The organism is Escherichia sp. MOD1-EC4550 (genome assembly GCF_963876935.1).
Classification (GTDB): Bacteria; Pseudomonadota; Gammaproteobacteria; order Enterobacterales; family Enterobacteriaceae; genus Escherichia; species Escherichia coli_F.
Genome location: NZ_CAWNSE010000016.1, coordinates 130,748 through 155,983 on the forward strand (window position 1 = coordinate 130,748; position 25,236 = coordinate 155,983).

Annotated in this window: 21 protein-coding genes and 3 tRNA genes; 4 read left to right on the top strand and 20 right to left on the bottom strand. The window is 53.1% G+C overall.

What is annotated here, in order from left to right; all coding sequences use genetic code 11:
* Positions 1-44: 44 nt before the first annotated feature.
* The 13 genes from rnr to nnr all read right to left on the bottom strand — a co-directional run bounded on the left by rnr (position 45) and on the right by nnr (position 15,075).
* Positions 45-2,486, bottom strand: coding sequence for a ribonuclease R (gene rnr / locus AACU19_RS13810; RefSeq protein WP_105279050.1), 2,442 nt, complete (start codon positions 2,484-2,486; stop codon positions 45-47).
* A gap of 38 nt (positions 2,487-2,524) precedes the next feature.
* Positions 2,525-2,950: a nitric oxide-sensing transcriptional repressor NsrR gene (nsrR, locus tag AACU19_RS13815; RefSeq protein WP_001177639.1), complete on the bottom strand. Its 426-nt coding sequence runs from the start codon at positions 2,948-2,950 to the stop codon at positions 2,525-2,527.
* A 204-nt stretch (positions 2,951-3,154) separates the two neighbouring features.
* Positions 3,155-4,453 carry an adenylosuccinate synthase gene (purA, locus tag AACU19_RS13820; protein ID WP_000527955.1) on the bottom strand — a complete coding sequence of 433 codons (1,299 nt, stop codon included), beginning with the start codon at positions 4,451-4,453 and terminating at the stop codon, positions 3,155-3,157.
* Positions 4,454-4,556: 103 nt separating this feature from the next.
* Positions 4,557-4,754, bottom strand: coding sequence for a DUF2065 domain-containing protein (locus AACU19_RS13825; protein WP_001089292.1), 198 nt, complete (start codon positions 4,752-4,754; stop codon positions 4,557-4,559).
* An 81-nt stretch (positions 4,755-4,835) separates the two neighbouring features.
* Positions 4,836-5,840, bottom strand: coding sequence for a protease modulator HflC (gene hflC, locus AACU19_RS13830; RefSeq protein WP_001232412.1), 1,005 nt, complete (start codon positions 5,838-5,840; stop codon positions 4,836-4,838).
* Positions 5,841-5,842: 2 nt separating this feature from the next.
* On the bottom strand, positions 5,843-7,102 hold the full coding sequence (gene hflK / locus AACU19_RS13835; RefSeq protein WP_000312477.1) for an FtsH protease activity modulator HflK: 1,260 nt from the start codon (positions 7,100-7,102) through the stop codon (positions 5,843-5,845).
* Positions 7,103-7,187: 85 nt separating this feature from the next.
* Entirely contained in the window at positions 7,188-8,468 is a 1,281-nt protein-coding gene (gene hflX, locus AACU19_RS13840) for a ribosome rescue GTPase HflX (RefSeq protein WP_000460360.1), read from the bottom strand.
* A 76-nt stretch (positions 8,469-8,544) separates the two neighbouring features.
* Complete coding sequence (gene hfq, locus AACU19_RS13845; RefSeq protein ID WP_001051883.1) at positions 8,545-8,853, bottom strand: RNA chaperone Hfq; 309 nt, start codon at positions 8,851-8,853, stop codon at positions 8,545-8,547.
* Positions 8,854-8,938: 85 nt separating this feature from the next.
* Positions 8,939-9,889: a tRNA (adenosine(37)-N6)-dimethylallyltransferase MiaA gene (gene miaA / locus AACU19_RS13850; protein ID WP_001280339.1), complete on the bottom strand. Its 951-nt coding sequence runs from the start codon at positions 9,887-9,889 to the stop codon at positions 8,939-8,941.
* A complete protein-coding gene (gene mutL / locus AACU19_RS13855) occupies positions 9,882-11,729 on the bottom strand; it encodes a DNA mismatch repair endonuclease MutL (RefSeq protein WP_105279051.1) in 1,848 nt (615 codons plus the stop codon). The genes miaA and mutL overlap by 8 nt, the downstream gene beginning before the upstream one ends.
* Before the next feature lie 9 nt (positions 11,730-11,738).
* Positions 11,739-13,076, bottom strand: a complete 1,338-nt coding sequence (amiB, locus tag AACU19_RS13860) for an N-acetylmuramoyl-L-alanine amidase AmiB (protein ID WP_105279052.1) — start codon at positions 13,074-13,076, stop codon at positions 11,739-11,741.
* 18 nt (positions 13,077-13,094) lie between these two features.
* On the bottom strand, positions 13,095-13,556 hold the full coding sequence (gene tsaE, locus AACU19_RS13865) for a tRNA (adenosine(37)-N6)-threonylcarbamoyltransferase complex ATPase subunit type 1 TsaE (RefSeq protein ID WP_000981977.1): 462 nt from the start codon (positions 13,554-13,556) through the stop codon (positions 13,095-13,097).
* Positions 13,528-15,075, bottom strand: coding sequence for a bifunctional ADP-dependent NAD(P)H-hydrate dehydratase/NAD(P)H-hydrate epimerase (gene nnr / locus AACU19_RS13870; protein ID WP_105279053.1), 1,548 nt, complete (start codon positions 15,073-15,075; stop codon positions 13,528-13,530). Before nnr ends, tsaE begins: the two co-directional genes overlap by 29 nt.
* Between nnr and queG the strand changes: the two genes are divergently transcribed.
* A complete protein-coding gene (gene queG, locus AACU19_RS13875) occupies positions 15,074-16,213 on the top strand; it encodes a tRNA epoxyqueuosine(34) reductase QueG (protein ID WP_105279054.1) in 1,140 nt (379 codons plus the stop codon). The two genes, nnr and queG, sit on opposite strands and share 2 nt — an antisense overlap.
* Here the strand turns inward: queG and AACU19_RS13880 are convergent.
* From AACU19_RS13880 to orn, 5 genes are all read right to left on the bottom strand, one after another.
* The gene (locus AACU19_RS13880) at positions 16,196-16,249 is read right to left on the bottom strand and encodes a hypothetical protein (RefSeq protein WP_010723271.1); all 54 of its coding nucleotides are present in this window, start codon (positions 16,247-16,249) and stop codon (positions 16,196-16,198) included. The two genes, queG and AACU19_RS13880, sit on opposite strands and share 18 nt — an antisense overlap.
* A gap of 233 nt (positions 16,250-16,482) precedes the next feature.
* Positions 16,483-16,558: transfer RNA gene (locus AACU19_RS13885), tRNA-Gly, on the bottom strand.
* Positions 16,559-16,593: 35 nt separating this feature from the next.
* Positions 16,594-16,669 (bottom strand) — tRNA-Gly (locus AACU19_RS13890).
* Between the two features lie 157 nt (positions 16,670-16,826).
* Positions 16,827-16,902 (bottom strand) — tRNA-Gly (locus AACU19_RS13895).
* 210 nt (positions 16,903-17,112) lie between these two features.
* On the bottom strand, positions 17,113-17,658 hold the full coding sequence (gene orn / locus AACU19_RS13900) for an oligoribonuclease (protein ID WP_105277360.1): 546 nt from the start codon (positions 17,656-17,658) through the stop codon (positions 17,113-17,115).
* Positions 17,659-17,752: 94 nt separating this feature from the next.
* Between orn and rsgA the strand changes: the two genes are divergently transcribed.
* The 3 genes from rsgA to mscM all read left to right on the top strand — a co-directional run bounded on the left by rsgA (position 17,753) and on the right by mscM (position 23,215).
* Positions 17,753-18,805, top strand: coding sequence for a small ribosomal subunit biogenesis GTPase RsgA (gene rsgA / locus AACU19_RS13905; protein WP_001672291.1), 1,053 nt, complete (start codon positions 17,753-17,755; stop codon positions 18,803-18,805).
* 96 nt (positions 18,806-18,901) lie between these two features.
* Positions 18,902-19,870, top strand: a complete 969-nt coding sequence (asd, locus tag AACU19_RS13910; RefSeq protein WP_105279055.1) for an archaetidylserine decarboxylase — start codon at positions 18,902-18,904, stop codon at positions 19,868-19,870.
* Between the two features lie 21 nt (positions 19,871-19,891).
* Positions 19,892-23,215 (top strand): miniconductance mechanosensitive channel MscM, encoded by a 3,324-nt coding sequence (gene mscM / locus AACU19_RS13915; protein ID WP_105279056.1) that lies wholly within the window; start codon positions 19,892-19,894, stop codon positions 23,213-23,215.
* A gap of 30 nt (positions 23,216-23,245) precedes the next feature.
* On the opposite strand, the gene AACU19_RS13920 is transcribed toward mscM, so the two are convergent.
* Entirely contained in the window at positions 23,246-23,560 is a 315-nt protein-coding gene (locus AACU19_RS13920) for a YjeO family protein (protein ID WP_032144217.1), read from the bottom strand.
* A 97-nt stretch (positions 23,561-23,657) separates the two neighbouring features.
* Entirely contained in the window at positions 23,658-25,160 is a 1,503-nt protein-coding gene (gene yjeM, locus AACU19_RS13925) for a glutamate/gamma-aminobutyrate family transporter YjeM (protein WP_105279057.1), read from the bottom strand.
* Positions 25,161-25,236 lie beyond the last annotated feature (76 nt).

Below are 25,236 nucleotides of genomic sequence, written 5' to 3' on the forward strand. Positions count from 1 at the left end.
TTTTGTCAGCAATCTGACCCTCTTCTGTTTGAAGAGGGTAATGATCACTCTGCCACTTTTTTCTTCGCCGCACGCTTCGCTTTGGTCGCTGCGGCTATTTTCTGCGTTTTCGCCGATGGCTTTTTCGATTTTCTCGCGTCTTTCTTCGCCGCTTTCGGCTTCGTTTTTTTCTCGCCACGGAAGGCGCTGTCTGGCTCAAAGTTTACCTTTTTACCGACCTGGCGACGCTTGCCGCCTTTTTTGCCTGCATCGCCTTTTTTCGCTTTCTCGCGCGCGGTTTTACCGACGTTGCGCGGTGCGCGTTCGCTGGAGATCAGGCTAAAGTCGATTTTGCGCTCGTCCATATTAACCGCTTCGACGCGAACTTCCACGCGATCGCCCAAGCGATAAGTCTGGCCGCTGGATTCACCCATCAGGCGTTGTCCCACCTGGTCAAAGCGATAGTAGTCATTGTCCAGCGAAGAGACGTGGACCAGACCATCGATGAACAAGTCATCCAGGCGAACAAAGAAGCCAAAACCAGTGACGCTGGAAATTACGCCTTTAAAGATGTTACCTACCTGGTCGAGCATGAAGTCACACTTCAGCCAGTCAGCCACATCGCGCGTTGCTTCGTCGGCACGACGTTCCGCCATCGAACAGTGCTGACCCAGTTGCAGCATTTCTTCCATCGAATAATGGTAGCCGCCGGTTTCAGTGGTGTTGCCCTGATGCCCCTGCTCTTTCGCCAGCAGATACTTAATGGCGCGGTGGAGCGTCAGGTCAGGATAACGACGAATCGGCGAAGTAAAGTGCGCATAGGACTGCAATGCCAGACCGAAGTGACCACGGTTTTCCGGATCGTAAATCGCTTGTTTCATCGAGCGCAACAGCATGGTTTGCAGCATTTCTGCGTCAGGACGGTCAGCAACCGATTCCAGCAGTTCCGCGTAGTCACGCGGTTCCGGCTTGTTACCGCCAGGCAATTCCAGCCCCAGTTCCGCCAGCACTGAACGGAAAGAGGTTATCGCTTCAGTGCTCGGCTTGTCGTGAATACGGAACAGTGCCGGTTCTTTGGCCTTCTCAACGAAACGCGCCGCCGAGATATTCGCCAGAATCATGCACTCTTCAATTAACTTGTGTGCGTCGTTACGCTGGGTCTGTTCGATACGCTCAATACGGCGTTCAGCGTTGAAAATGAACTTCGCTTCTTCGCTCTCAAACGAGATCCCGCCGCGTTCTTCACGGGCTTTATCCAGCACTTTATAGAGGTTATGCAGCTCTTCGAGGTGCTTAACCAGCGGGGAGTACTGCTCGCGCAGATCCTGATCGCCCTGCAGAATATGCCAGACTTTGGTGTAGGTCAGACGCGCGTGAGAGCTCATCACCGCTTCGTAGAATTTGTAGCCCGTCAGGCGGCCTTTCGACGAAATGGTCATCTCACACACCATACACAGGCGGTCTACCTGCGGGTTGAGCGAGCACAGGCCGTTAGAGAGCACTTCCGGCAGCATCGGGATAACCTGCGAAGGGAAGTAGACCGACGTACCACGGTTACGCGCTTCTCTGTCCAGCGGTGTTGGCGGACGCACATAGTAACTGACGTCGGCAATTGCGACCCACAAACGCCAGCCGCCGCCGCGTTTTTTCTCGCAGTAAACTGCATCGTCAAAGTCACGGGCGTCTTCGCCATCAATGGTGACCAGCGGTAAATCGCGCAGATCGACACGGCCAGCTTTCGCCTCTTCCGGTACTTCTTCTTTCAGCCCGGCAACCTGTTGCTCAACAGCCTGCGGCCAGATGTACGGAATTTCATGGGTACGCAGGGCGATATCAACCGCCATACCGGTGCCCATATTATCGCCCAGCACTTCGACGATTTTACCCACCGCTTTGGTACGGCGAGTCGGGCGTTGGGTCAGTTCAACCACCACCACAAAGCCCATCCGCGCGCCCATGATCTGATCGGGCGGGATTAAGATATCGAAGCTCAGACGGCTGTCGTCAGGAACCACAAAGCCGACACCCGCTTCGGTAAAGTAGCGACCAACAATCTGGCTGGTTTTTGGTACCAGTACGCGGACAATACGCGCTTCACGGCGGCCTTTACGGTCAGCGCCCAGCGGCTGTGCCAGCACCTGATCGCCATGAATGCATGTTTTCATCTGCTCGCTGGAGAGATACAAATCATCTTTACGCCCTTCAACCCGCAGAAAGCCGTAGCCATCACGGTGGCCAATAACGGTACCTTTCACCAGGTCGAGGCGTTCCGGCAGCGCATAGCACTGACGGCGAGTGAAGACCAGTTGACCATCGCGCTCCATCGCGCGCAGGCGGCGACGCAGGCCTTCAAGCTGCTCTTCGCCTTCAATGTGCAGTTCTACCGCCAGCTCATCACGGCTGGCCGGTTTTTCACGTTTGGTTAAATGTTCGAGGATAAATTCCCGACTAGGGATGGGATTCGCGTATTTTTCAGCTTCGCGTTCCTGGAAAGGATCTTGTGACATCTCGGTTCCTCCGTTGTCATCTCTGATGAAGATTTTCGTCACTCCACCAGCAATAATTTATAAAGCGGTTGATTCTCTTCAACCAAATCGGCAAGCGTGTAGTTATCCAGTTCCGTAAGAAAACTTTGCACGGCCTTAGAAAGTGCCTGTTTCAACCGACAGGCAGGTGTAATGTGGCAAAACTCACTGCTGCAATTCACCAGCGATAAAGGTTCCAGCTCGCGCACCACATCACCAATACGTATCGCACTCGCCGGTTTCCCCAGGCGAATGCCGCCATTTTTTCCACGAACAGCAGTCACGTAGCCGGCACGACTAAGTTGATTGATTATTTTGACCATATGATTACGGGAGACGCCGTAGACGTCAGTCACTTCAGAAATACTGGTCATCCGCCCTTCTGGCAATGACGCCATGTAGATCAGCGCACGTAATCCGTAATCAGTGAAACTCGTTAACTGCACATCAACCTCAAAAGGGAAAGCGGGAAAAAATACATTTATATTGATGATAAACCAGCCACAAGCTGTGTCGCTAATTTATTTCAGTTCGGGGAAGGAAAAAAGCGAGGATTTAACACTGTGTCGGATAGCGTAATGGCTTACCCGACACAGCAATGTATCACACTGTTAGCCCGGCAGGCAAAATATCTGCCAGGCGTACCAGAATTACGCGTCGAACGGGTCGCGCAGAATCATGGTTTCAGTACGATCCGGGCCGGTAGAGATGATATCGATCGGCACACCGGTCAGTTCTTCAATACGCTTGATGTAGTTCAGTGCCGCCTGCGGCAGACCGCTACGATCTTTCACGCCGAAGGTGGATTCAGACCAGCCCGGCATGGTTTCGTAAATCGGCTCTACACCTTTCCAATCGTCTGCTGCCAGCGGAGTGGTAGTCACTTCGCGACCATCCGGCATACGGTAAGCCACGCAGAGTTTCACCTCTTTCAGGCCATCCAGAACGTCCAGTTTGGTCAGGCAGAAGCCAGACAGGGAGTTCAGCTGTACCGCACGACGAACGGCAACGGTGTCCAGCCAGCCGGTACGACGACGACGACCCGTAGTTGCGCCGAATTCGTTACCCTGCTTGCAGAGGAACTCACCAGTTTCATCAAACAGTTCGGTCGGGAACGGACCTGCACCTACACGAGTGGAGTAAGCTTTGAGGATACCCAGAACGTAATCAACATAACGCGGGCCCAGGCCGGAACCGGTCGCCACGCCACCTGCAGTGGTGTTGGAAGAAGTTACGTACGGATAAGTACCGTGGTCGATATCCAGCAGCGTACCCTGCGCACCTTCGAACATGACGAAATCGCCACGCTGACGCGCCTGGTCGAGCAGGTCAGAAACGTCAACCACCATAGAAGTCAGGATGTCGGCAACAGCCATCGTATCATCCAGAACTTTCTGGTAATCAACCGCTTCAGCTTTGTAGTAGTTAACCAACTGGAAGTTGTGATATTCCATCACTTCTTTCAGTTTTTCAGCGAAGGTTTCTTTGTCGAAAAGGTCGCCAACACGCAGACCACGACGTGCCACTTTATCTTCATAAGCAGGCCCGATACCACGACCCGTGGTGCCGATCGCTTTCGCGCCGCGCGCTTTCTCACGCGCGTTATCCAGCGCAACGTGATAATCAAGGATCAGCGGACATGCTTCAGACAGCAGCAGACGCTCACGAACGGGGATGCCACGGTCTTCCAGTTCTTTCATCTCTTTCATCAGCGCGGCCGGAGACAGCACAACACCGTTACCGATGATGCTGGTTACATTCTCGCGGAGAATACCTGATGGAATAAGATGGAGAACGGTTTTTTCACCGTTGATTACGAGAGTATGGCCTGCGTTGTGACCGCCCTGGTAGCGTACAACATATTTAGCCCGTTCAGTCAGAAGATCGACGATCTTACCTTTACCTTCGTCACCCCATTGGGTGCCCAGTACGACGACGTTGTTACCCATTTTTCAAAATCACCGTTTGCTTAAAAATGGATTCTACCATCGCTTTTTCAGAGTTACAGCACTTTTTGCACTCAAAAATGACCTCGATCAGTCTGTTTTTTGTTCAGCCAATCGTTTTCCTCAACATGTAGTAGACCACAACGCCCGCAACCACAAGTCCACCGCCAAAACGACGTAAAATATTATCGGGCAAATTGGTCATCGCAGCGATCATCTTCTTCCATGCCTTCGGGTAAAGCATCGGCCCTAAACCTTCCAGCACCAAAACCAGGGCAAGCGCCAGCCAGATTGTCGAATTCATTCATTATCCTTATAGAAAAAGAAAACCACCGACATCCCTGAGGATGCGGTGGCTTTATTGACCTGTACCGCAGTCGTTATATTAACGCGTTGCGGAAGTCGGCGTCTTCATGTAGCGGAAGAAATCGCTGTCCGGGCTCATGACCATCACGTCCTGATTGCCAGAGAAGCTGTTCTCATAAGCACGCAGGCTACGGATGAATGCGTAGAAGTCCGGATCTTTACTGAATGCATCAGCAAACAGTTTGGCTGCTTCTGCATCGCCTTCACCACGCATGATGCGGCCCTGACGCTCAGCTTCTGCCAGCGTTCTGGTCACTTCATAGTCGGCAGTCGCGCGCAGTTTTTCCGCTTCTTCCTGACCTTGTGAACGGTGACGACGTGCTACCGCTTCACGCTCGGCGCGCATACGGTTGTAGATCGCTTCAGACACTTCGGTCGGCAGGTTGATCTGCTTGATACGCACATCGACAACTTCAATACCCAGCGCCGCCATACTGTTCGGGTTGATGACCGGTACTTTACCCTTCGTCTCAGCCGTTACGCGCTCTGCCGCTTCGGCAATGGCGTTATCTGCCGCCGGGGTAGTAACTTCATCTTCTGTACCCGCAGAACCGGAGTTCAGCGCGTCACGTACTTCGAGGGTCAGACGACCACGGGAATCGGTGACGATGTCTTTCACGTCCAGGCGACCAATTTCAGAACGCAGACGGTCAGAGAACTTACGTTTCAACAGCACTTCCGCTTGCGAAATGTCGCCACCGCCCGTTGCCAGGTAGTAACGGCTGAAATCACTGATGCGCCATTTGATGTAAGAGTCGACGATCAGGTCTTTCTTCTCTTTGGTCACAAAGCGGTCGGCCTGGTTGTCCATGGTCTGAATACGTGCGTCGAGCATTTTCACCGTTTCAATGAACGGTATCTTGAAATGCAGACCCGGCTCATAAACCAGAGGTTTGTTGTCATCGTCACGCAGTACCTTACCAAAACGCAGCGTAATACCGCGCTCACCTTCTTTGACGACAAAGACAGACATGTAAAGCACTACCAGCACGATGATGATAATCGCGATAACTGACTTACGCATCGTTATTCCCCCTGACGCTGGTAGTCGTTACGCTGCGCGTTAGCGCGGCGTTGGTCCATAATATCGCCCTGACTGGTGGACGACGTGTTGCTTGCTCCACTGGTTGTGGAGGAAGAGGCTGGCGGCAGACGCAGCAGATTGCTGGCACCGTTATCGCTCTTCGCCGCAGGGGCGTTACCACCTTTCAGCATCTGGTCTAACGGCAGAACCATCAGGTTGCCACCTTTATCATTAACCAGCACTTTGCGGGTGTTGCCCAACACTTTTTCCATCGTCTCGATATACAGACGCTCGCGGGTAATTTCCGGCGCAGCTTTATATTCCGGCAGAAGTTTAGCAAAGCGTGCCACTTCACCCTGGGCTTCCAGGATAGTCTGAGCCTTGTACGCACGCGCCTCTTCGAGGATACGTTGCGCCTGACCGTTCGCACGCGGCTGAACTTCGTTGGTATACGCTTCTGCTTCACGAATGTATTGCTGTTCGTTTTCACGCGCGGCAATCGCATCGTCAAACGCCGCTTTTACTTCTTCCGGCGGACGAGCTGCCTGGAAGTTGACGTCCAGCAGAGTGATACCCATGTCATACGGACGAATCGTCTCTTCCAGTTCGCGCTGAGTATCGCTACGAATCACGGTACGACCTTCCGTCAGAATGCGATCCATGGTGTATTTACCGATAACCCCACGCAGGGCGCTGTCGGTAGCCTGACGCAGGCTGTCATCCGGACTGGTCACGCTATACAGATATTTTTCCGGATTGGTGACGCGGTACTGTACGTTCATCTCAACGCGCACCACGTTTTCGTCCGACGTCAGCATCACACCGGAAGCAGCCAGTTCACGCACGGCTTCCACGTTCACCGGTTTGACTTCGTCGATAAACGTCGGTTTCCAGTTCAGACCCGGCTCAACCAGATGGCTGAATTTACCAAAGCGTGTTACCACGCCGCGTTCGGCTTCTTTAATGGTGTAGAAACCACTGGCCGCCCAAATAATGACAATCGCTGCCGCTGCGATGGTAACGACACGACCGCCAAGCTGCGGGCGCGGGCCTTGCGATGAATTACCACCGCCAGATCCGGTGCCTTTACCGCCGCCCAGACCACCGAGCTTTTTGCTCAGTTTGCGGAAGATATCATCTAAATCAGGTGGCCCTTGATCGCGACCGCCTTTGTTTCCATTTCCCTCAGAGTTGCCGCCAGGTTTGCTGCTTCCCCACGGGTCGCGGTCTTGTCCGTTATTACCGGGCTGATTCCACGCCATGTTTGTGCTCCATATTTGTTATGCGGTGATCCCTGTTGTCTTTCGACGCCAGAGGATATGACTCCACGCTTCAGACGCTACGCCGTTAGATCAAGTAATCGATCAACGCCGGTTCTTGTTTGCAGAGGCGACGCCAGTCAACGATCGGCATACGAACTTGCAGACTTACGCTGCCGTCCTCCTCCATCCACTCTTTTTCTATTGCCTGAAGCTGATAAAAACGACTTCTCAGACGCCCTTCCTGCGGCGGCAGACGCAATGTATGCTGCGCCACCTCGCCGGAAAGACGCTCCGTCAAAGCCTGAAAAAGCTGTGGTATCCCCGCTCCGGTCTGCGCAGAAAGCCAGACACGGATCGGTTTGTTCTCTTCGTCCCGATCAATACGCGGTTCAAAATCTTCCAGCATATCGATCTTGTTCATCACCAGCAGGGTTGGGATCTCGTGAGCATCGATCTCTTCAAGAACCGTATTCACCGCTTCGATGTTTTCTTGTACTCGCACATCTGCCGCGTCAATGACGTGCAGCAGCAATGTGGCTTGCCGCGTCTCTTGTAACGTGGCTTTAAATGCCGCCACCAGATCGTGCGGCAGGTGGCGAATAAACCCTACGGTATCTGCCAACACGGTTTCACCGACATCCGCGACGTCAATACGCCGCAACGTCGGGTCGAGGGTGGCAAACAACTGGTCTGCCGCATAGACCCGCGCTTCGGTGATGCGATTGAAAAGGGTAGATTTACCGGCGTTGGTATATCCCACCAGCGAAACAGTAGGAACGTCGGCTTTGATACGCGATTGCCGCCCCTGCTCACGCTGTTTTTCAACTCTTTCCAGGCGCGACTGTATCTGCACGATGCGATTACGCAACAAACGACGGTCGGTTTCGAGCTGGGTTTCACCCGGACCACGCAAACCGATCCCGCCTTTCTGTCTTTCAAGGTGGGTCCAGCCACGCACCAGGCGCGTAGCCAGATGGCGCAACTGCGCCAGCTCAACCTGCAACTTACCCTCATGGGTACGCGCACGCTGGGCGAAAATATCTAAAATAAGGCCGGTGCGGTCGATAACACGACACTCGCACAAACGCTCCAGGTTACGCTCTTGCGCCGGGCTCAGGGCATGGTCAAAAAGAACGACCGAAGCACCCGTCGCTTTGACAGCTTCCGCAATTTCAACTGCTTTACCTTCACCTACAAAATACTTTGGGTGCGGCGCTTTACGGCTACCGGTAATCACCTGCAATGCTTCGACACCGGCGGAAGAGACCAGAGATTCAAACTCCTGGAGGTCTTCCATATCTTTGTCTTGCGTAAAATAGATGTGTACCAGTACCGCCTGCTCACCAGCATCATAACGGTCAAACAAGCGTATAACCCTCTAAATAGATCAGCGGGGAACGCAGGATCGCTGGCTCCCCGTGTAAAAAAAACAGCATGAAACCTTATTCGGTTTCTTCGCTGTCCTGTTGCGCGGAAGTATTCTGCGCGCTGCTACCATGATGGTAGTTACTGCTGGTACCGCCACCGGCGTTGTTACTGTGATGAGAAACCGGGCGAGACGGGACAACAGTAGAAATCGCGTGCTTGTAAACCATCTGGCTGACCGTGTTTTTCAACAGGATCACGAACTGATCAAAAGACTCGATTTGTCCTTGCAGCTTAATACCATTCACCAAATAAATAGAAACTGGAACACGTTCCCGACGCAGTGCGTTCAGGAACGGATCTTGTAAAGATTGCCCCTTAGCCATTCTCTCTTTTCCTTATATGCTTATTTGTACTTTGAACCTTTCGATTCTGAAAAAATTGCGCACGATACGTCTCAATTGTACACATTCAGCCTGCGATAGCACCAACAACCTGTAATACTTCGTCACGCGCCTGTTCTGGTTTTTCACTGTCAAGCCAGTGAACCCCTTCCCAACCACGCAGCCAGGTTATCTGCCGCTTCGCCAACTGTCTCGTGGCGCAAACACCTCGATAAACCATTTCATCGTATGAGATTTCGCCTTCAAGGTAAGACCACATCTGGCGATAACCCACGCAACGAATGGAAGGCAAGTCCGTATGCAAATCTCCTCGGGCAAAAAGCGCCCGGACTTCTGCTTCAAAACCTGAAGCCAACATCTGATGAAAACGCTGCTCAATTCGTTGATGGAGCAGTTCACGGCTCGCCGGGGCGATGGCGAACTGATGCACCTGATACGGTAGAGCGTCTCCTGACGTTTGCGTCAGTTCCGTTAAAGTTTTACCCGAAATGAAAAAAACTTCCAGTGCCCGGGAAAGCCTTTGTGGATCATTTGGATGAATCCTTGCTGCCGCAACCGGATCGATCTCCTGCAGTTGACGATGCAATGACTCCCAACCTTGCTCTGCCGCCTGTTGCTCAATTCTGGCCCGCACTTCGGGGTCTGCCGACGGTAGTGGCGACAACCCTTCCAGCAATGCCTTGAAATACAACATCGTACCGCCCACTAATAGTGGGATCCGCCCCGCCGCGGTGATATCGGCCATTTCCGCCAGCGCATCGCGGCGAAAATCAGCGGCCGAATAAGCCTGCGACGGATCGCGAATATCCAGCAATCGGTGCGGCGCGGCGAGTAACTCTTCAGCGTTCGGCTTCGCCGTCCCGATATCCATCCCTTTGTAAATAAGGGCAGAATCAACGCTTATCAACTCTACTGGTAAAATTTTACGCAGCTCAATGGCTAACGCCGTTTTACCGGAGGCCGTCGGCCCCATCAAAAAAATCGCCTTAGGCAGGCTCGCCTTACTGATATCACTCATCTTTCAGGGCTTTTATCGCCGGATGTAAATCAACAGATTGTAACAGACCACCCGGCGGCGTTTTCACAAGTTGCGGACATAACCGTTCCACGTCCGCCAGCAGGGTGATGGCCTGTGCCATTGACCACTGCGCATGTTCGCTCATCAGATTTCGTGCAATCCACTGCGCAATATTGCCAGGTTCGAATACGGACTGCTTCGCCAGGTAGCCTATCAGTTCAGGAATCAAGATTTGTAAATTTTGTTGGCGTAAGGGTAAAGGCACGGCCCTGATGGTCACATACTGTGCATCGGACTGGAAATCAATACCCAATTCCGCCAGGGCAGACTGCGCTTTTTCTAATGCCGATTTTTTTTCGCCAGAAACTTTTAGCCGCAACGGAATAAGCAACGGCTGAGCGCAAACTGGCGTTTCACCCGGCGTCAACTGCGCCTGACGCAGCCAACGTTCTGCCACTGGCAGGGCTAAAAGTGAAATGTTGCCGTCGCGCTCCAGCAACGCATAGTCGGAATGGATGATAGTCAGTACCCGACCAAAACTCTGACTGTTCGCCGCAAGCGCTGGCTCCTGCGGTTCAGGTGCTTTTGGTTTTTGCATCGGCGCAGGCGTTTGCAAAAGCTGGCGATACACTTCACCTTGCTGTTTCTGGTAGCCTGGCTGCGCATTCGGCCAGGAAGCTGCTGGACGACCACCAGAGGCGGGCGCAGGAGAGTAGCGGGGGGCTACCGGTTCGCGAACTGCCGGTTCAGCAAAATGATTACGCCCGGCGGCCACGCGGTTCTCCGGAATGGTGCGCGGTGCAGGTTGAGGTTCATCGTCCAGTGGCAGCGGCGTTTCCAGCTGTTGTTGTAGCACACTCAGCACGCCCTGATAGATAAAGTCGTGCACCAGACGCGACTGATGGAAACGCACTTCGTGTTTGGCAGGGTGCACGTTGACGTCCACCTGATGTGGGTCGATCTCCAGATACAGCACAAATGCCGGTTGCTGATCGGCCCCCAGTTTGTCTTCACAGGCCTGGCGGATCGCGTGATTGATCAGGCGATCGCGCATCATGCGACCATTCACGTAGCAATACTGAATTTCTGCCAGTGCGGGCGTGGTGTGATTCGGATCTGCCACCCAGCCGCGCAGCGTGAGATCGCCGTGTTGCCATTCAATCGCCAGCGCTTGTTCGAGAAAAGCGGTGCCGCAAATCGCGCCTAAGCGCCGTTCTTTTTGCCCGCCTTCCGGCACTGCGCGGTACTGGCGAACTATTTTGCCGTTATGCGACAGATTGATAGTGACGTCGAAACGCGCCAGCGCAATGCGGCGGATGATTTCATCAATATGGTTAAATTCGGTTTTCTCGGTACGCAGGAATTTGCGCCGCGCCGGGGTATTGTAGAACAGATCCAGCACTTCCAGCGTCGTTCCCACCGGATGCGCCGCCGGTTTAACCGTCACGTCCATATCGCGCCCTTCGGCATACGCTTGCCATGCCTCCTGCTGATCTACGGTGCGCGAAGTGAGCGTCAGACGGGAAACTGAACTGATACTCGCCAGCGCCTCACCGCGGAACCCCAGGCTGATAATAGCTTCGAGATCGTCCAGAGAGGCGATTTTACTGGTAGCATGACGCGCCAGCGCCAGCGCCAGTTCATCTTTTTTGATACCGCAGCCGTTATCACGAATGCGGATAAGTTTCGCCCCACCGCGTTCGATATCAATATCAATACGCGTCGCACCCGCATCGAGGCTGTTTTCCACCAGTTCTTTGACTACCGACGCAGGTCGCTCGACCACCTCACCTGCGGCAATCTGGTTCGCCAGTTGTGGCGGTAAGACCTGAATTGGCATCAATCATCCTTAGTTTGGCAGCGTGCGATCTGGCGTCGTCACCGTGCTGGCCGTTTGTGCCGTTGCCCCCTGCGGCGCAGATTGCATCGGATGCGCAAGGAAATAATTGCGCAGGCCTTTGTAAATGGCTTCTGCCAGCTGTTGTTGGTAATCGTCGCTCGCCAGCAAACGTTCTTCGCTGTTGTTGCTGATAAAACCGGTTTCGACCAGTACTGATGGGATATCCGGCGAACGCAGAACGCCAAGACTGGCGTGTTCTGGTCGACGTTTATGAATTTCGCCGATGCGTTGCAACTGACTGATCATACTGGTCGCCACATCATACCCTACCCGCTGGGAATGACCGAACTGTAAATCCAGCACCGCCTGGCTTAAATAGGGGTCAGACTGACTGTTCGCCAGCACATCGCCCGCCCCGCCCAGCAGCTCCGACTGTTTCTCGTGCTGCTCCAGCCAGCTGGCCATTTCGCTGTTGGCGCGACGGTTAGAGAGCACCCATACGGAAGCGCCAGTCGCACTGCGGTTCGGTGCGGCATCAGCGTGAATCGACACGAGGAAATTGGCGTTTTGCTTACGTGCCACATCGCTGCGCCCCATTACCGAGATAAAGTAATCCCCGTCACGGGTTAAAACGCCCTTAAACATCGGATCATCATTGAGTAAAGTACGCAATTTACGCGCGATGGCGATGGTGACATTTTTCTCCCGCGTACCACCAGGGCCGATAGCGCCAGGATCCTGACCGCCGTGTCCGGCATCAATAGCGATGATAATTTTATCGCCTGTGTTAGCCGTCGCGCGCACTGCCGGACGCGTTACCGTATTACTGCTGATAACACCCGTAGTGCGGTTACTTTCGGTTTTAAACGGATTACGCGCCGGTTCGCTGACGCGCGGTGCGACAACCGCAGGCGTTTCAACGCGCTTCGCAACCACTGGCGGCGGTGGAGGCGGTGGCGGCGCATCAGCGTTAATCGTAAAGACGACAGTGTAATTGTTACCATTCTGCCGCTTCACCGCTTCGGTTTTACCGTTTTCGGTGAGATCGACCACCAGCCGTAGCGTTTGTGCATCTTTAGGCGTTCCAGAGCGAATCGCCTTCACCAGATTATTACCGCTGAACAACAACGGTAGCCCCTGAATCACACCCGTTTGTTTGATATCGAGCGCCACGGTGCGTTTGTTTTGATGGCTAAACGCGTAATCAGGATCGCCAGTAAAACTCAATGTTATTCGCGCCTGTTGATTACCGTTAGAAACCTGAATATCAGAGAGCGTAGCGGCGCCAGCCTGCGCGCACAGCAGCAGCAACGTCGCTACCAACCAATTTCTGATGCGATACATCATCCCGCCACCTTTCAAAGGTTAACCGGCTAAACGCGCCAGCAACAATTCACCCGCAGAGGAAACCGCGCTCACGCGCGCCTCACGGCCTTGTGCCTGATAATCAATGTGTATTTCGACATCCGGGTCAGGAAGAACACCTGTACCTTGTTGTGGCCACTCCACCAGGCAGATGGCATCGTTAGCAAAATAATCGCGGATCCCCATAAACTCCAGCTCCTCGGGATCGGCAAGGCGGTATAAATCAAAGTGATACACCATTAAGTTGTCGAGCGTATAGGGTTCGACCAGCGTATAAGTGGGGCTTTTGACATTACCCTGATGACCCAGAGCCTGTAAGAAGCCCCGGCTAAAGGTGGTTTTACCTGCGCCTAAATCGCCATACAGATAGATTACGGTTGCACCATCGCAGGCTTTCGCTACCCGCTCGCCCAGATCTAATGTTGCCTGCTCATCAGGGAGCGGAATTACTCGATTCATCATGGTTTTTATCAGTCACTTCCGGGTTAACAATACGCTGTAGCGTGGAAAAGAGATCGGTCGCCAGCATTCCGCGCGTTCCAAAACGCGCCGCCAGTACGTCAGCTGCCGTACCGTGTGCGACACAGCCCGCGCACGCTGCATCATACGGCGACAGTTTTTGCCCAAGCAATGCGCCAATAATACCAGAGAGCACATCACCCATCCCGCCGCTCGCCATGCCTGCATTTCCGGCATCAATAATGCCTAAAGCGTCAGGATGCGCGGCAACTACGGTTCCGGCACCTTTCAGCACCGCTACGCCGCCATAACGTTGTACCAGACGTTGGGCGCAATGTAAGCGGTCACTTTCAATTTCTGCTACGGAACAGCCCAACAACCGTGCGGCCTCGCCAGGATGCGGCGTGATCACGCGATTGTGACGCTTATCGGGATTGATTGCCAGCAGGTTCAATGCATCGGCATCCCACAACATCGGTTTGCGAAAATTCTCAACTTTTTGCAGGGCTTTTTTCCCCCACTCTTGCTGGCCCAGACCGGGACCAATCACCACCACATCGGCCCATTCCAGGCTTTCGGTAAGAGAGTCCATAGTCAGTTCATGCACCATCAATTCCGGTCGTGCAGTCAGCAGCGGCGCAATGTTCTCACTGCGGGTCAGTACTCGGACTAAACCAGCACCAGCACGCAGTGCCGCTTCCCCCGTCATACGAATAGCCCCCGCCGTGCCGTGATCGCCACCAATAATCACCAGCCGCCCGTGATCGCCTTTATGCGAAGTCGGGCGACGCGGTTTCAGCCAGTGAGAAAGTTGTTCTGCCGAAAACCGCTGAATTTTCGTCTCCTGACCTGCCAACCAACTGTCCAGCCCCAGCGAGTCAAAATGCAGTTTTCCGGTAACATCCCGGGCTTTCCCGGTGAGCAAGCCAGGTTTCAGCGCAATAAAAGTGATGGTGTGATCGGCGTTGATTACCGCGCCTGGCGTAGCGCCAGTTTCAGCCAGCAGGCCGGAAGGGATATCAACCGCCACAATCGGCGCAGGGTGAGTATTAGCGTGGTCGATTAACTGGCTAATGGATACGCGGGGCGCGTGCTGCAATCCGGTACCGAGCAGCGCATCAACAATCAGATCTACTGACTCGGGCCAGACAATATTCGAAGCATGGATCTCGCCTCCCGCGTTTAACCATGCATCGCGTGCCTGCGCGGCCTCTTCCGGTAACGATTTGTCACTTTCCTGGGCCAGCAGCGTGACCTCAATGCCGACCGCTTTTGCCAGCCGCGCAATCACATAACCATCGCCGCCGTTATTGCCATGACCGCACAGCACCAGCCAGTGGAAGGCATCAGGATAAGCCGAACGACACACCTGAAATGCGGCTTCACCAGCGCGAAGCATCAGCTCATAGAGTGTGAGCCCCAACGAATCTGCCGCCTCGCGTTCGCCGCGGCGGATATCGTCGGCGTGCCAGACGGTGTGTGGTATACTTACGGGGTTTTTCTTCATTGTATGGTCCGTCATGTCAGAGCCCCTCGATCTCAATCAGTTAGCGCAAAAAATTAAACAGTGGGGGCTGGAACTGGGCTTTCAGCAGGTAGGTATTACCGATACCGATCTCAGCGCGTCCGAGCCCAAACTGCAAGCATGGCTGGACAAACAATACCACGGCGAAATGGACTGGATGGCGCGTCACGGTATGCTGCGCGCCCGCCCCCATGAGTTATTGCCCGGTACGCTGCGCGTCATCAGCGTGCGGATGAATTACCTTCCTGCTGACGCCGCATTTGCCAGCACGCTGAAAAACCCCAAACTCGGCTATGTAAGTCGTTATGCGTTGGGCCGTGACTATCACAAACTTCTGCGCAACCGACTCAAAAAGCTGGGCGAGATGATTCAGCAACATTGTGTTTCGCTGAATTTTAGACCGTTTGTCGATTCTGCGCCTATTCTCGAGCGCCCGTTAGCTGAAAAAGCAGGTCTTGGCTGGACAGGTAAGCACTCACTTATCCTCAATCGCGAGGCCGGTTCGTTCTTCTTTTTAGGTGAATTACTGGTCGATATTCCGCTGCCCGTGGATCAACCGGTCGAGGAAGGATGCGGTAAATGCGTGGCCTGTATGACGATTTGCCCGACCGGCGCCATCGTCGAGCCATATACCGTCGATGCTCGCCGCTGTATCTCTTATCTCACCATTGAACTGGAAGGGGCGATCCCGGAAGAGCTGCGTCCATTGATGGGAAACCGTATTTACGGTTGCGATGACTGCCAGCTTATCTGCCCGTGGAATCGCTATTCGCAACTCACTAAAGAAGACGATTTCAGCCCGCGCAAACCACTACACGCACCGGAACTCATTGAGTTATTCGCCTGGAGTGAAGAGAAGTTTTTAAAAGTCACGGAAGGTTCGGCGATTCGCCGTATAGGTCACCTGCGTTGGCTGCGTAATATCGCCGTGGCATTAGGCAATGCCCCCTGGGATAAAACGATTTTGACAGCGCTGGAAAGTCGTAAAGGTGAGCACCCACTTCTTGATGAGCACATAGCGTGGGCGATTGCGCAGCAAATCGAGAGGCGAAATGCGTGCGTCGTAGAGGTACAACTACCGAAAAAACAGCGTCTGGTTCGGGTGATTGAAAAAGGGTTACCGCGTGACGCCTGATTCATCCACAGCTTGTGAATAAAAATAAAAACGCATTGCAATTCAAGGCGAATAAAATCGTCAAGTGATTGACTCGACAAAACGAGATCTTAATTTTCAACCTATATATCAATAAGTTAAAAAAATACTATTCACCGTGCGAAGTTTCTTTGAAATTAAGATTACGACATGAGGCTGTGGATAACTCTGTTTACAAGAGTTTGTCAGAGACAACAAAAACCAGCAATAACGCATCGCGTCGCTGTGGATATTTTATTGAGAGAAGAATTTGGAGCGGGAAACGAGACTCGAACTCGCGACCCCGACCTTGGCAAGGTCGTGCTCTACCAACTGAGCTATTCCCGCTTGGGTGGTCTGTGCTTTGCAGCACTTTCAAATTTTGGAGCGGGAAACGAGACTCGAACTCGCGACCCCGACCTTGGCAAGGTCGTGCTCTACCAACTGAGCTATTCCCGCTTAATCTTCGTCTTTCGAACCGCTACTGCCTTGGCTGCCTTCACTCACCTTAGTCACTTACTTTTGTAAGCTCCCAAGAATTCGTTCAGTTGCCGCCTTGTCGCAATTCGAAATACTGCGATTGGGTGGTCTGTGCTTTGCAGCACTTTTCAAATTTTGGAGCGGGAAACGAGACTCGAACTCGCGACCCCGACCTTGGCAAGGTCGTGCTCTACCAACTGAGCTATTCCCGCGTACTACTTAATTTTGCTTTCGTAATTTTCGCATTTCTGCGTCGTTACGGGAGGCGCATTATACGAGAAATCTTTTCCTCTGCAACCCCCCTAAAAATTTTTTTTTGAGTTTTTATCTCAAGTGCTGAAATTATCAGCAAGACGTTCAATTTAGCGTCAAAATCACGCCGCCGCAAGTGGATTCCGGCGCTTACGTGACCAGGAAAAATTTTACAGCTTGATAAAATGCTCGCGGTAGTAAGCCAGTTCTGCCACCGACTCACGGATATCATCCATCGCCTGATGCGTCCCCTGCTTGGTAAAACCATCAAGAATTTCCGGCTTCCAGCGGCGCGCCAGCTCTTTCAGTGTGCTGACATCCAGATAGCGGTAGTGGAAGTAGGCTTCCAGCTCCGGCATGTATTTAAACAGGAAGCGACGGTCCTGGCCGATGCTGTTACCACAGATCGGCGATTTACCCGCAGGCACCCACTGTTTTAAAAATTCGAGCGTCGCCAGTTCCGCTTCCCGATCGCCCATCGTGCTCGCTTTCACGCGATCCACCAGCCCGCTGGCGGTATGAGTACGGACATTCCAGTCATCCATCATCGCCAGCTGTTCATCGGACTGGTGTACTGCAATGGTCGGCCCTTCTGCCAGAATATTCAGGTTGGCGTCGGTCACCAGCGTGGCAATCTCAATAATGCGATCGCGCTCGGGATCCAGACCGGTCATCTCAAGATCGATCCAAATCAGGTTGTTTTCATTGGCACTCATGCTATTTTCCACCCATTCACAGTGACTATATTGATCCACAATTGCGTGTATCATAGATGTTTTGCCCATCAGGGGCGACCAGGAGTCAGTACGATTGAGTAAAAATAAACTCTCCAAAGGCCAGCAGCGCCGCGTGAACGCCAATCACCAGCGTCGTCTTAAAACGTCTAAGGAGAAGCCCGACTACGACGACAATCTGTTTGGCGAGCCTGATGAAGGTATCGTCATCAGCCGCTTTGGTATGCACGCTGATGTGGAATCTGCCGATGGCGACGTTCACCGCTGCAATATTCGCCGTACCATCCGTTCGCTGGTGACCGGCGACCGCGTAGTCTGGCGTCCGGGAAAACCGGCGGCGGAAGGCGTAAATGTCAAAGGGATCGTGGAAGCGGTGCATGAGCGCACCTCAGTGTTGACGCGCCCGGATTTCTACGACGGTGTGAAACCCATTGCTGCCAACATCGACCAGATTGTCATTGTCTCCGCCATTTTGCCGGAGCTGTCGCTCAATATTATCGACCGTTACCTGGTGGCCTGCGAAACCTTGCAGATTGAGCCGATTATTGTGCTCAACAAGATAGACCTGCTGGACGACGAAGGCATGGAATTCGTCAACGAGCAGATGGATATCTACCGCAATATCGGTTATCGCGTATTGATGGTTTCCAGTCATACTCAGGATGGACTGAAACCGCTGGAAGAGGCGTTGACCGGGCGCATCAGTATTTTTGCCGGGCAGTCTGGCGTCGGCAAATCCAGCCTGCTGAACGCGTTGCTGGGGCTGCAAAAAGAGATCCTGACCAACGACGTCTCGGATAACTCGGGGCTTGGTCAGCACACCACGACTGCCGCGCGGCTGTATCACTTCCCGCACGGCGGTGATGTGATTGACTCCCCTGGTGTGCGCGAGTTCGGCCTTTGGCACCTGGAGCCGGAACAAATCACTCAGGGCTTTGTCGAATTCCATGACTATTTAGGTCTGTGCAAATACCGCGATTGCAAACACGATACCGATCCGGGCTGCGCTATCCGTGAAGCCGTTGACGAAGGGAAAATCGCGGAAACCCGTTTCGAAAACTATCACCGTATTCTGGAAAGCATGGCGCAGGTAAAAACGCGTAAAAACTTTTCTGATACGGATGACTGACAATTAAGCTAACCGTCGTTAGAATCGTCCCCTTTTTTTCAGGATCCGGCATGTACGCCGGATCAGGAACGACAAAACAATGGCCTGGAGGCTACCTTGTTAAATTCATTTAAACTTTCGCTACAGTACATTCTGCCGAAACTATGGCTTACTCGCCTGGCGGGTTGGGGCGCAAGCAAGCGGGCAGGATGGCTGACAAAACTGGTTATCGATCTGTTCGTTAAATACTACAAGGTCGATATGAAAGAGGCGCAAAAGCCGGACACCGCCAGCTACCGCACCTTTAACGAATTCTTTGTCCGTCCGCTGCGTGACGAAGTACGCCCAATCGATACCGATCCTAATGTACTGGTCATGCCTGCCGATGGCGTTATCAGCCAGTTAGGTAAAATCGAAGAAGATAAAATCCTGCAAGCTAAAGGCCACAACTACAGCCTCGAAGCTCTGCTGGCAGGGAACTATCTGATGGCGGATCTTTTCCGTAACGGTACGTTTGTGACCACTTACCTCTCCCCGCGTGACTACCACCGCGTACACATGCCGTGCAACGGTATTCTGCGTGAGATGATCTATGTGCCGGGCGATCTCTTCTCCGTTAACCATCTCACCGCTCAGAACGTGCCGAATCTGTTTGCCCGTAACGAACGCGTGATCTGCCTGTTCGATACCGAATTTGGCCCGATGGCGCAGATTCTGGTCGGGGCGACGATTGTTGGCAGCATTGAAACTGTCTGGGCGGGCACCATTACGCCGCCGCGCGAAGGCATCATCAAGCGTTGGACCTGGCCTGCCGGAGAAAACGACGGTTCTGTGGCGCTGCTGAAAGGCCAGGAAATGGGGCGCTTTAAACTCGGCTCTACCGTTATCAACCTGTTTGCACCGGGTAAAGTTAATCTGGTTGAGCAACTGGAGAGCCTGTCTGTCACGAAAATTGGCCAGCCGATGGCAGTATCTACCGAAACCTTTGTTGCGCCAGACGCAGAACCTGCCCCGCTTCCTGCCGAAGAGATCGAGGCAGAACACGACGCCAGCCCATTGGTTGACGACAAAAAAGACCAAGTCTAATCCATCAAAGGAAACGCTGACGTGCGCCTGATTATCACTTTTCTGATGGCCTGGTGCCTCAGTTGGGGGGCGTACGCCGCGACGGCCCCCGATAGTAAACAAATCACCCAGGAACTGGAGCAGGCAAAAGCGGCGAAACCCGCTCAGCCGGAAGTCGTAGAGGCACTCCAGTCCGCCTTAAATGCGCTTGAGGAAAGAAAAGGTTCCCTTGAGCGCATCAAGCAATATCAAGAAGTCATTGATAATTACCCGAAACTCTCCGCTACTCTGCGCGCGCAATTAAACAACATGCGTGACGAGCCGCGCAGCGTATCGCCGGGAATGTCTACCGACGCGCTGAATCAGGAAATTCTCCAGGTCAGCAGTCAGTTACTGGATAAGAGCCGTCAGGCCCAGCAAGAGCAAGAGCGCGCCCGCGAGATTGCCGATTCGCTGAATCAATTACCGCAACAGCAAACCGACGCTCGCCGTCAGTTGAATGAAATCGAGCGGCGGCTGGGAACACTTACCGGCAATACCCCGCTTAATCAGGCACAAAATTTCGCGTTGCAATCTGACTCTGCACGACTGAAGGCGCTCGTTGATGAACTGGAATTGGCGCAGCTGTCTGCCAATAACCGCCAGGAATTAGCGCGTTTACGCTCAGAGCTGGCGGAAAAAGAGAGCCAGCAGCTGGATGCATATTTGCAGGCCTTGCGTAATCAGTTGAACAGCCAACGTCAGCTTGAGGCGGAGCGGGCGCTGGAAAGCACCGAACTTCTGGCGGAAAACAGTGCCGATTTGCCGAAAGATATCGTCGCGCAATTCAAAATTAACCGCGAGCTGTCGGCGGCGTTGAATCAACAGGCGCAGCGGATGGATCTCGTTGCCTCGCAACAGCGTCAGGCTGCCAGCCAGACGTTACAGGTCCGGCAGGCGTTGAATACGCTGCGTGAACAATCACAATGGCTGGGATCGTCCAACCTACTCGGTGAAGCGTTGCGGGCGCAGGTGGCACGGCTGCCGGAAATGCCAAAACCACAACAGCTTGATACCGAAATGGCGCAGTTGCGTGTGCAACGGTTACGTTATGAGGATCTGCTCAATAAACAGCCGCTGCTACGGCAAATCCATCAGGCAGACGGTCAGCCGCTGACCGCCGAGCAAAACCGTATTCTAGAAGCACAGCTGCGCACTCAGCGTGAGTTGCTGAACTCATTGTTGCAGGGTGGCGACACGTTACTGCTGGAGCTGACCAAGCTGAAAGTCTCCAACGGGCAACTGGAAGATGCGCTGAAAGAAGTGAATGAAGCGACGCACCGCTACCTGTTCTGGACTTCTGACGTGCGCCCGATGACCATCGCCTGGCCGCTGGAGATCGCTCAGGATCTGCGTCGTCTCATTTCGCTGGACACCTTCAGTCAGTTGGGCAAAGCCAGCGTAATGATGCTGACCAGCAAAGAGACGATTTTGCCGCTGTTTGGCGCGTTGATTCTGGTCGGTTGCAGTATTTACTCACGCCGCTATTTCACCCGTTTTCTTGAACGTTCGGCGGCGAAAGTCGGCAAAGTGACTCAGGATCACTTCTGGCTGACGTTGCGCACCCTTTTCTGGTCGATTCTCGTCGCCTCGCCGCTACCGGTGCTGTGGATGACGCTGGGTTACGGCTTGCGCGAGGCGTGGCCTTATCCGCTGGCGGTCGCAATTGGTGATGGCGTAACGGCCACCGTACCGCTGCTGTGGGTAGTGATGATTTGCGCCACCTTTGCCCGTCCGAACGGCTTGTTTATCGCTCATTTCGGCTGGCCACGCGAACGGGTTTCCCGTGGGATGCGTTACTACCTGATGAGCATCGGGCTTATTGTGCCGCTGATTATGGCGCTGATGATGTTCGATAACCTCGACGACCGTGAATTCTCCGGTTCGCTGGGACGGCTTTGTTTTATCCTCATTTGCGGTGCACTGGCGGTAGTCACCCTCAGCCTGAAAAAGGCCGGCATTCCGTTGTATCTCAACAAAGAAGGCAGCGGCGACAACATTATCAACCATATGCTGTGGAACATGATGATTGGCGCGCCGTTGGTTGCCATTCTGGCGTCGGCGGTGGGTTATCTGGCAACGGCGCAGGCGCTGTTAGCGAGGCTTGAAACCTCGGTTGCCATCTGGTTCCTGCTACTGGTGGTTTATCACGTTATCCGCCGCTGGATGCTGATCCAACGCCGCAGGCTGGCGTTTGACCGGGCGAAGCATCGCCGGGCAGAGATGTTAGCGCAGCGTGCGCGTGGCGAAGAGGAAGCGCATCATCACAGTAGCCCGGAAGGGGCAATTGAAGTCGATGAAAGTGAAGTCGATCTCGATGCCATCAGTGCACAATCCTTGCGGCTGGTGCGCTCAATTTTGATGTTGATCGCCCTGCTTTCGGTCATTGTGCTGTGGTCAGAAATCCATTCCGCTTTCGGCTTCCTCGAAAATATTTCGCTGTGGGATGTCACTTCCACGGTACAGGGCGTAGAAAGCCTGGAGCCGATTACCCTCGGTGCGGTGCTAATTGCCATTCTGGTGTTTATCATCACCACGCAGCTGGTGCGCAACCTGCCCGCGCTGCTGGAACTGGCGATTTTACAGCACCTCGATTTAACGCCGGGTACCGGCTACGCCATCACCACCATCACCAAATATCTATTGATGCTGATTGGCGGGCTGGTCGGTTTCTCGATGATTGGTATTGAGTGGTCGAAATTACAGTGGCTGGTCGCCGCGCTCGGTGTTGGTCTGGGCTTTGGTTTGCAGGAAATTTTCGCCAACTTTATCTCTGGCCTGATCATCCTGTTCGAAAAACCGATTCGCATTGGCGATACGGTGACGATCCGCGATCTCACCGGTAGTGTGACGAAAATTAACACCCGCGCCACCACCATCAGCGACTGGGACCGCAAAGAAATTATCGTGCCGAACAAGGCGTTTATTACCGAGCAGTTTATCAACTGGTCGCTCTCTGACTCGGTCACGCGCGTGGTGTTGACGATTCCGGCCCCTGCCGATGCCAACAGTGAAGAAGTGACGGAAATCCTGCTCACCGCAGCGCGTCGCTGCTCGCTGGTGATCGATAACCCAGCACCGGAAGTCTTCCTGGTGGATCTACAACAGGGGATTCAGATTTTCGAGCTGCGTATTTACGCCGCTGAGATGGGTCACCGCATGCCACTACGCCATGAGATTCACCAGCTGATTCTGGCAGGATTCCATGCCCACGGTATCGATATGCCATTCCCGCCCTTCCAGATGCGTCTGGAAAGCCTCAACGGTAAACAAACGGGGAGAACATTAACTTCTGCGGGCAAAGGTCGTCAGGCGGGAAGTTTGTAAGGTCTTTGTGGCCGGATGAACCCATCCGGCTCACAAGCAAAACTGATAGCGCAGAAAAAACTGCCACAACCAGTAGCCGAAAATAGCCAGCGCGGTGGCGTACATAAACCAGCCGCGTTTTTTTCGCCACAAAGCGAACCAGAGAAAAGGGAAAAAGAGCGGTAACGTCATTATCACACCGACATCGCGAGTATCGTCATCTTCGAGATACATCAAAACATCACAGACGTTGTTAATCCCGCGTCCATCAATCATCCATTCTTTGTCCAGCGCGGAGGTAATGGTTATCCAGAGGAACGCCACAACAAACCAGATGCAGCACAAGACAAACATGCGCGCACTCATGAGATAATCGGTCGCTTAATTTCGCTATAGCGCATACGAAATCCCGCTAATTCCCTGTCATTGCGCCCTATCGTCAGGCAGACGATAGGGCATCGGGTTATTCCACCGCCCACTGCGGATTTTTTGCCACTCTGCTGCAATAGTTCTGGTAAATCGCCATCGCTAACAGCGAGAAGAAGACAGGGCCGCCAATCATCCACAATGTGCTGTCCCAGTCTCCGGCTTCAACCACAGGTTGAATGATGGTGAACACGTTCGCAAATGTCACCACCAGTACGACAACAACTGTCGCAATCATTGCCGACATATGTGTTTTGAAAATCACAAACGGCCTGTCGAGATCCTGACGTGCTTTAAAGAACGGGAAAGCCAGTGCAAGGAACAGGTAAGGAAGCGTCATAGACACGTTCGCCATCAGCGTTAGCTTGTTAAAGAATGCCGATGCGGTGCCACCACCAAACGAAACCAGCAGGATGAAGATAGTAACCAATCCGCACTGCATCCACATCGCGATAGATGGCATGCCCATCGCATTCAGCCGCGTCATCGGTTCCGGCCACAACGCTTTCGGCGTCCCCTGGATGATAGCTTTCAACGGTGAATAGCAAAGCGTAAAGAACGCGCCAGTGTAAGCGAGGAACATCGAAAGCCCAGTAATACGTGCAAACCATACACCCAGTGACAATGACGCTTCAGGTGACAAATGCAGTGCGTTACCCAGCGTCACCCCGAGGCTCTTCATCAGCACATAGGTAATATTGCCGAGGTTAACGGAACCATTACTTAATACCTGCTGCCAGTTTGTGCTGACGCCCCATAAAAATATTGCCAGCGAATAACCGATTGAAATAACAATAGCGGCAAAAACAATACCTTTGGCAAAGTTCTTTTCTGGATTTTCCGTTTTATCGACCAGACCACCCACCGCTTCAATTCCGCCATAGGCAAAAATGGCAAATACCACAAACGATAGCATTGCCAGACCGGACTGATAACCTGGATTCGGTGATGTCAGGAAATTAATATCCTGCGCGAAATGCCCACCGTTTAATAACAAAATAGCAATGCTTACTAACAGCAATACTAAATTAAGACACATTACTGCAATACCGCCCACCGCAGTAATACGGGCAATTTTATTAATCCCTTTTGAAGCAACGACGGTGACCAGAATCATCCATGCCACTGCCAGCAGACCAACTACCTGCGTAGGCTCCAGTCCGGCAATACGCCAGTGCTGGGTCATATCGCTACCGTAGAGAAATGTTGAGAACGGTACCCAAACTTTCGCGGAGGTGCTCACCATCCAGATGATATAAGAGGAAAACCACATAAACGTACCAATGAAGGCAAAACGTGGTCCGACACTATTATTCATCCAGGAATAGATACCGCCTTCTTCTTTGCGATACGCAGCGCCCATTTCAGCCATCATTAAGGCGAATGGAATAAAGAATAACAATGCAGAAAATATATAAAAGGGAATCGCACTATAACCCATTAAGTAATAAGCCGATGGGCTATTGGCAAATCCAAATACGGAAGTAAAGATCATCAATATGAGTCCTATCAGACTCATCTTTTTTATCGTGTGAGGCATGAAACCATCCTTCATTTCAGCGCGTGTATAAAACGCGCCCACTGAACTGCACCGCCCAACATTGAGCGGGCAGCGT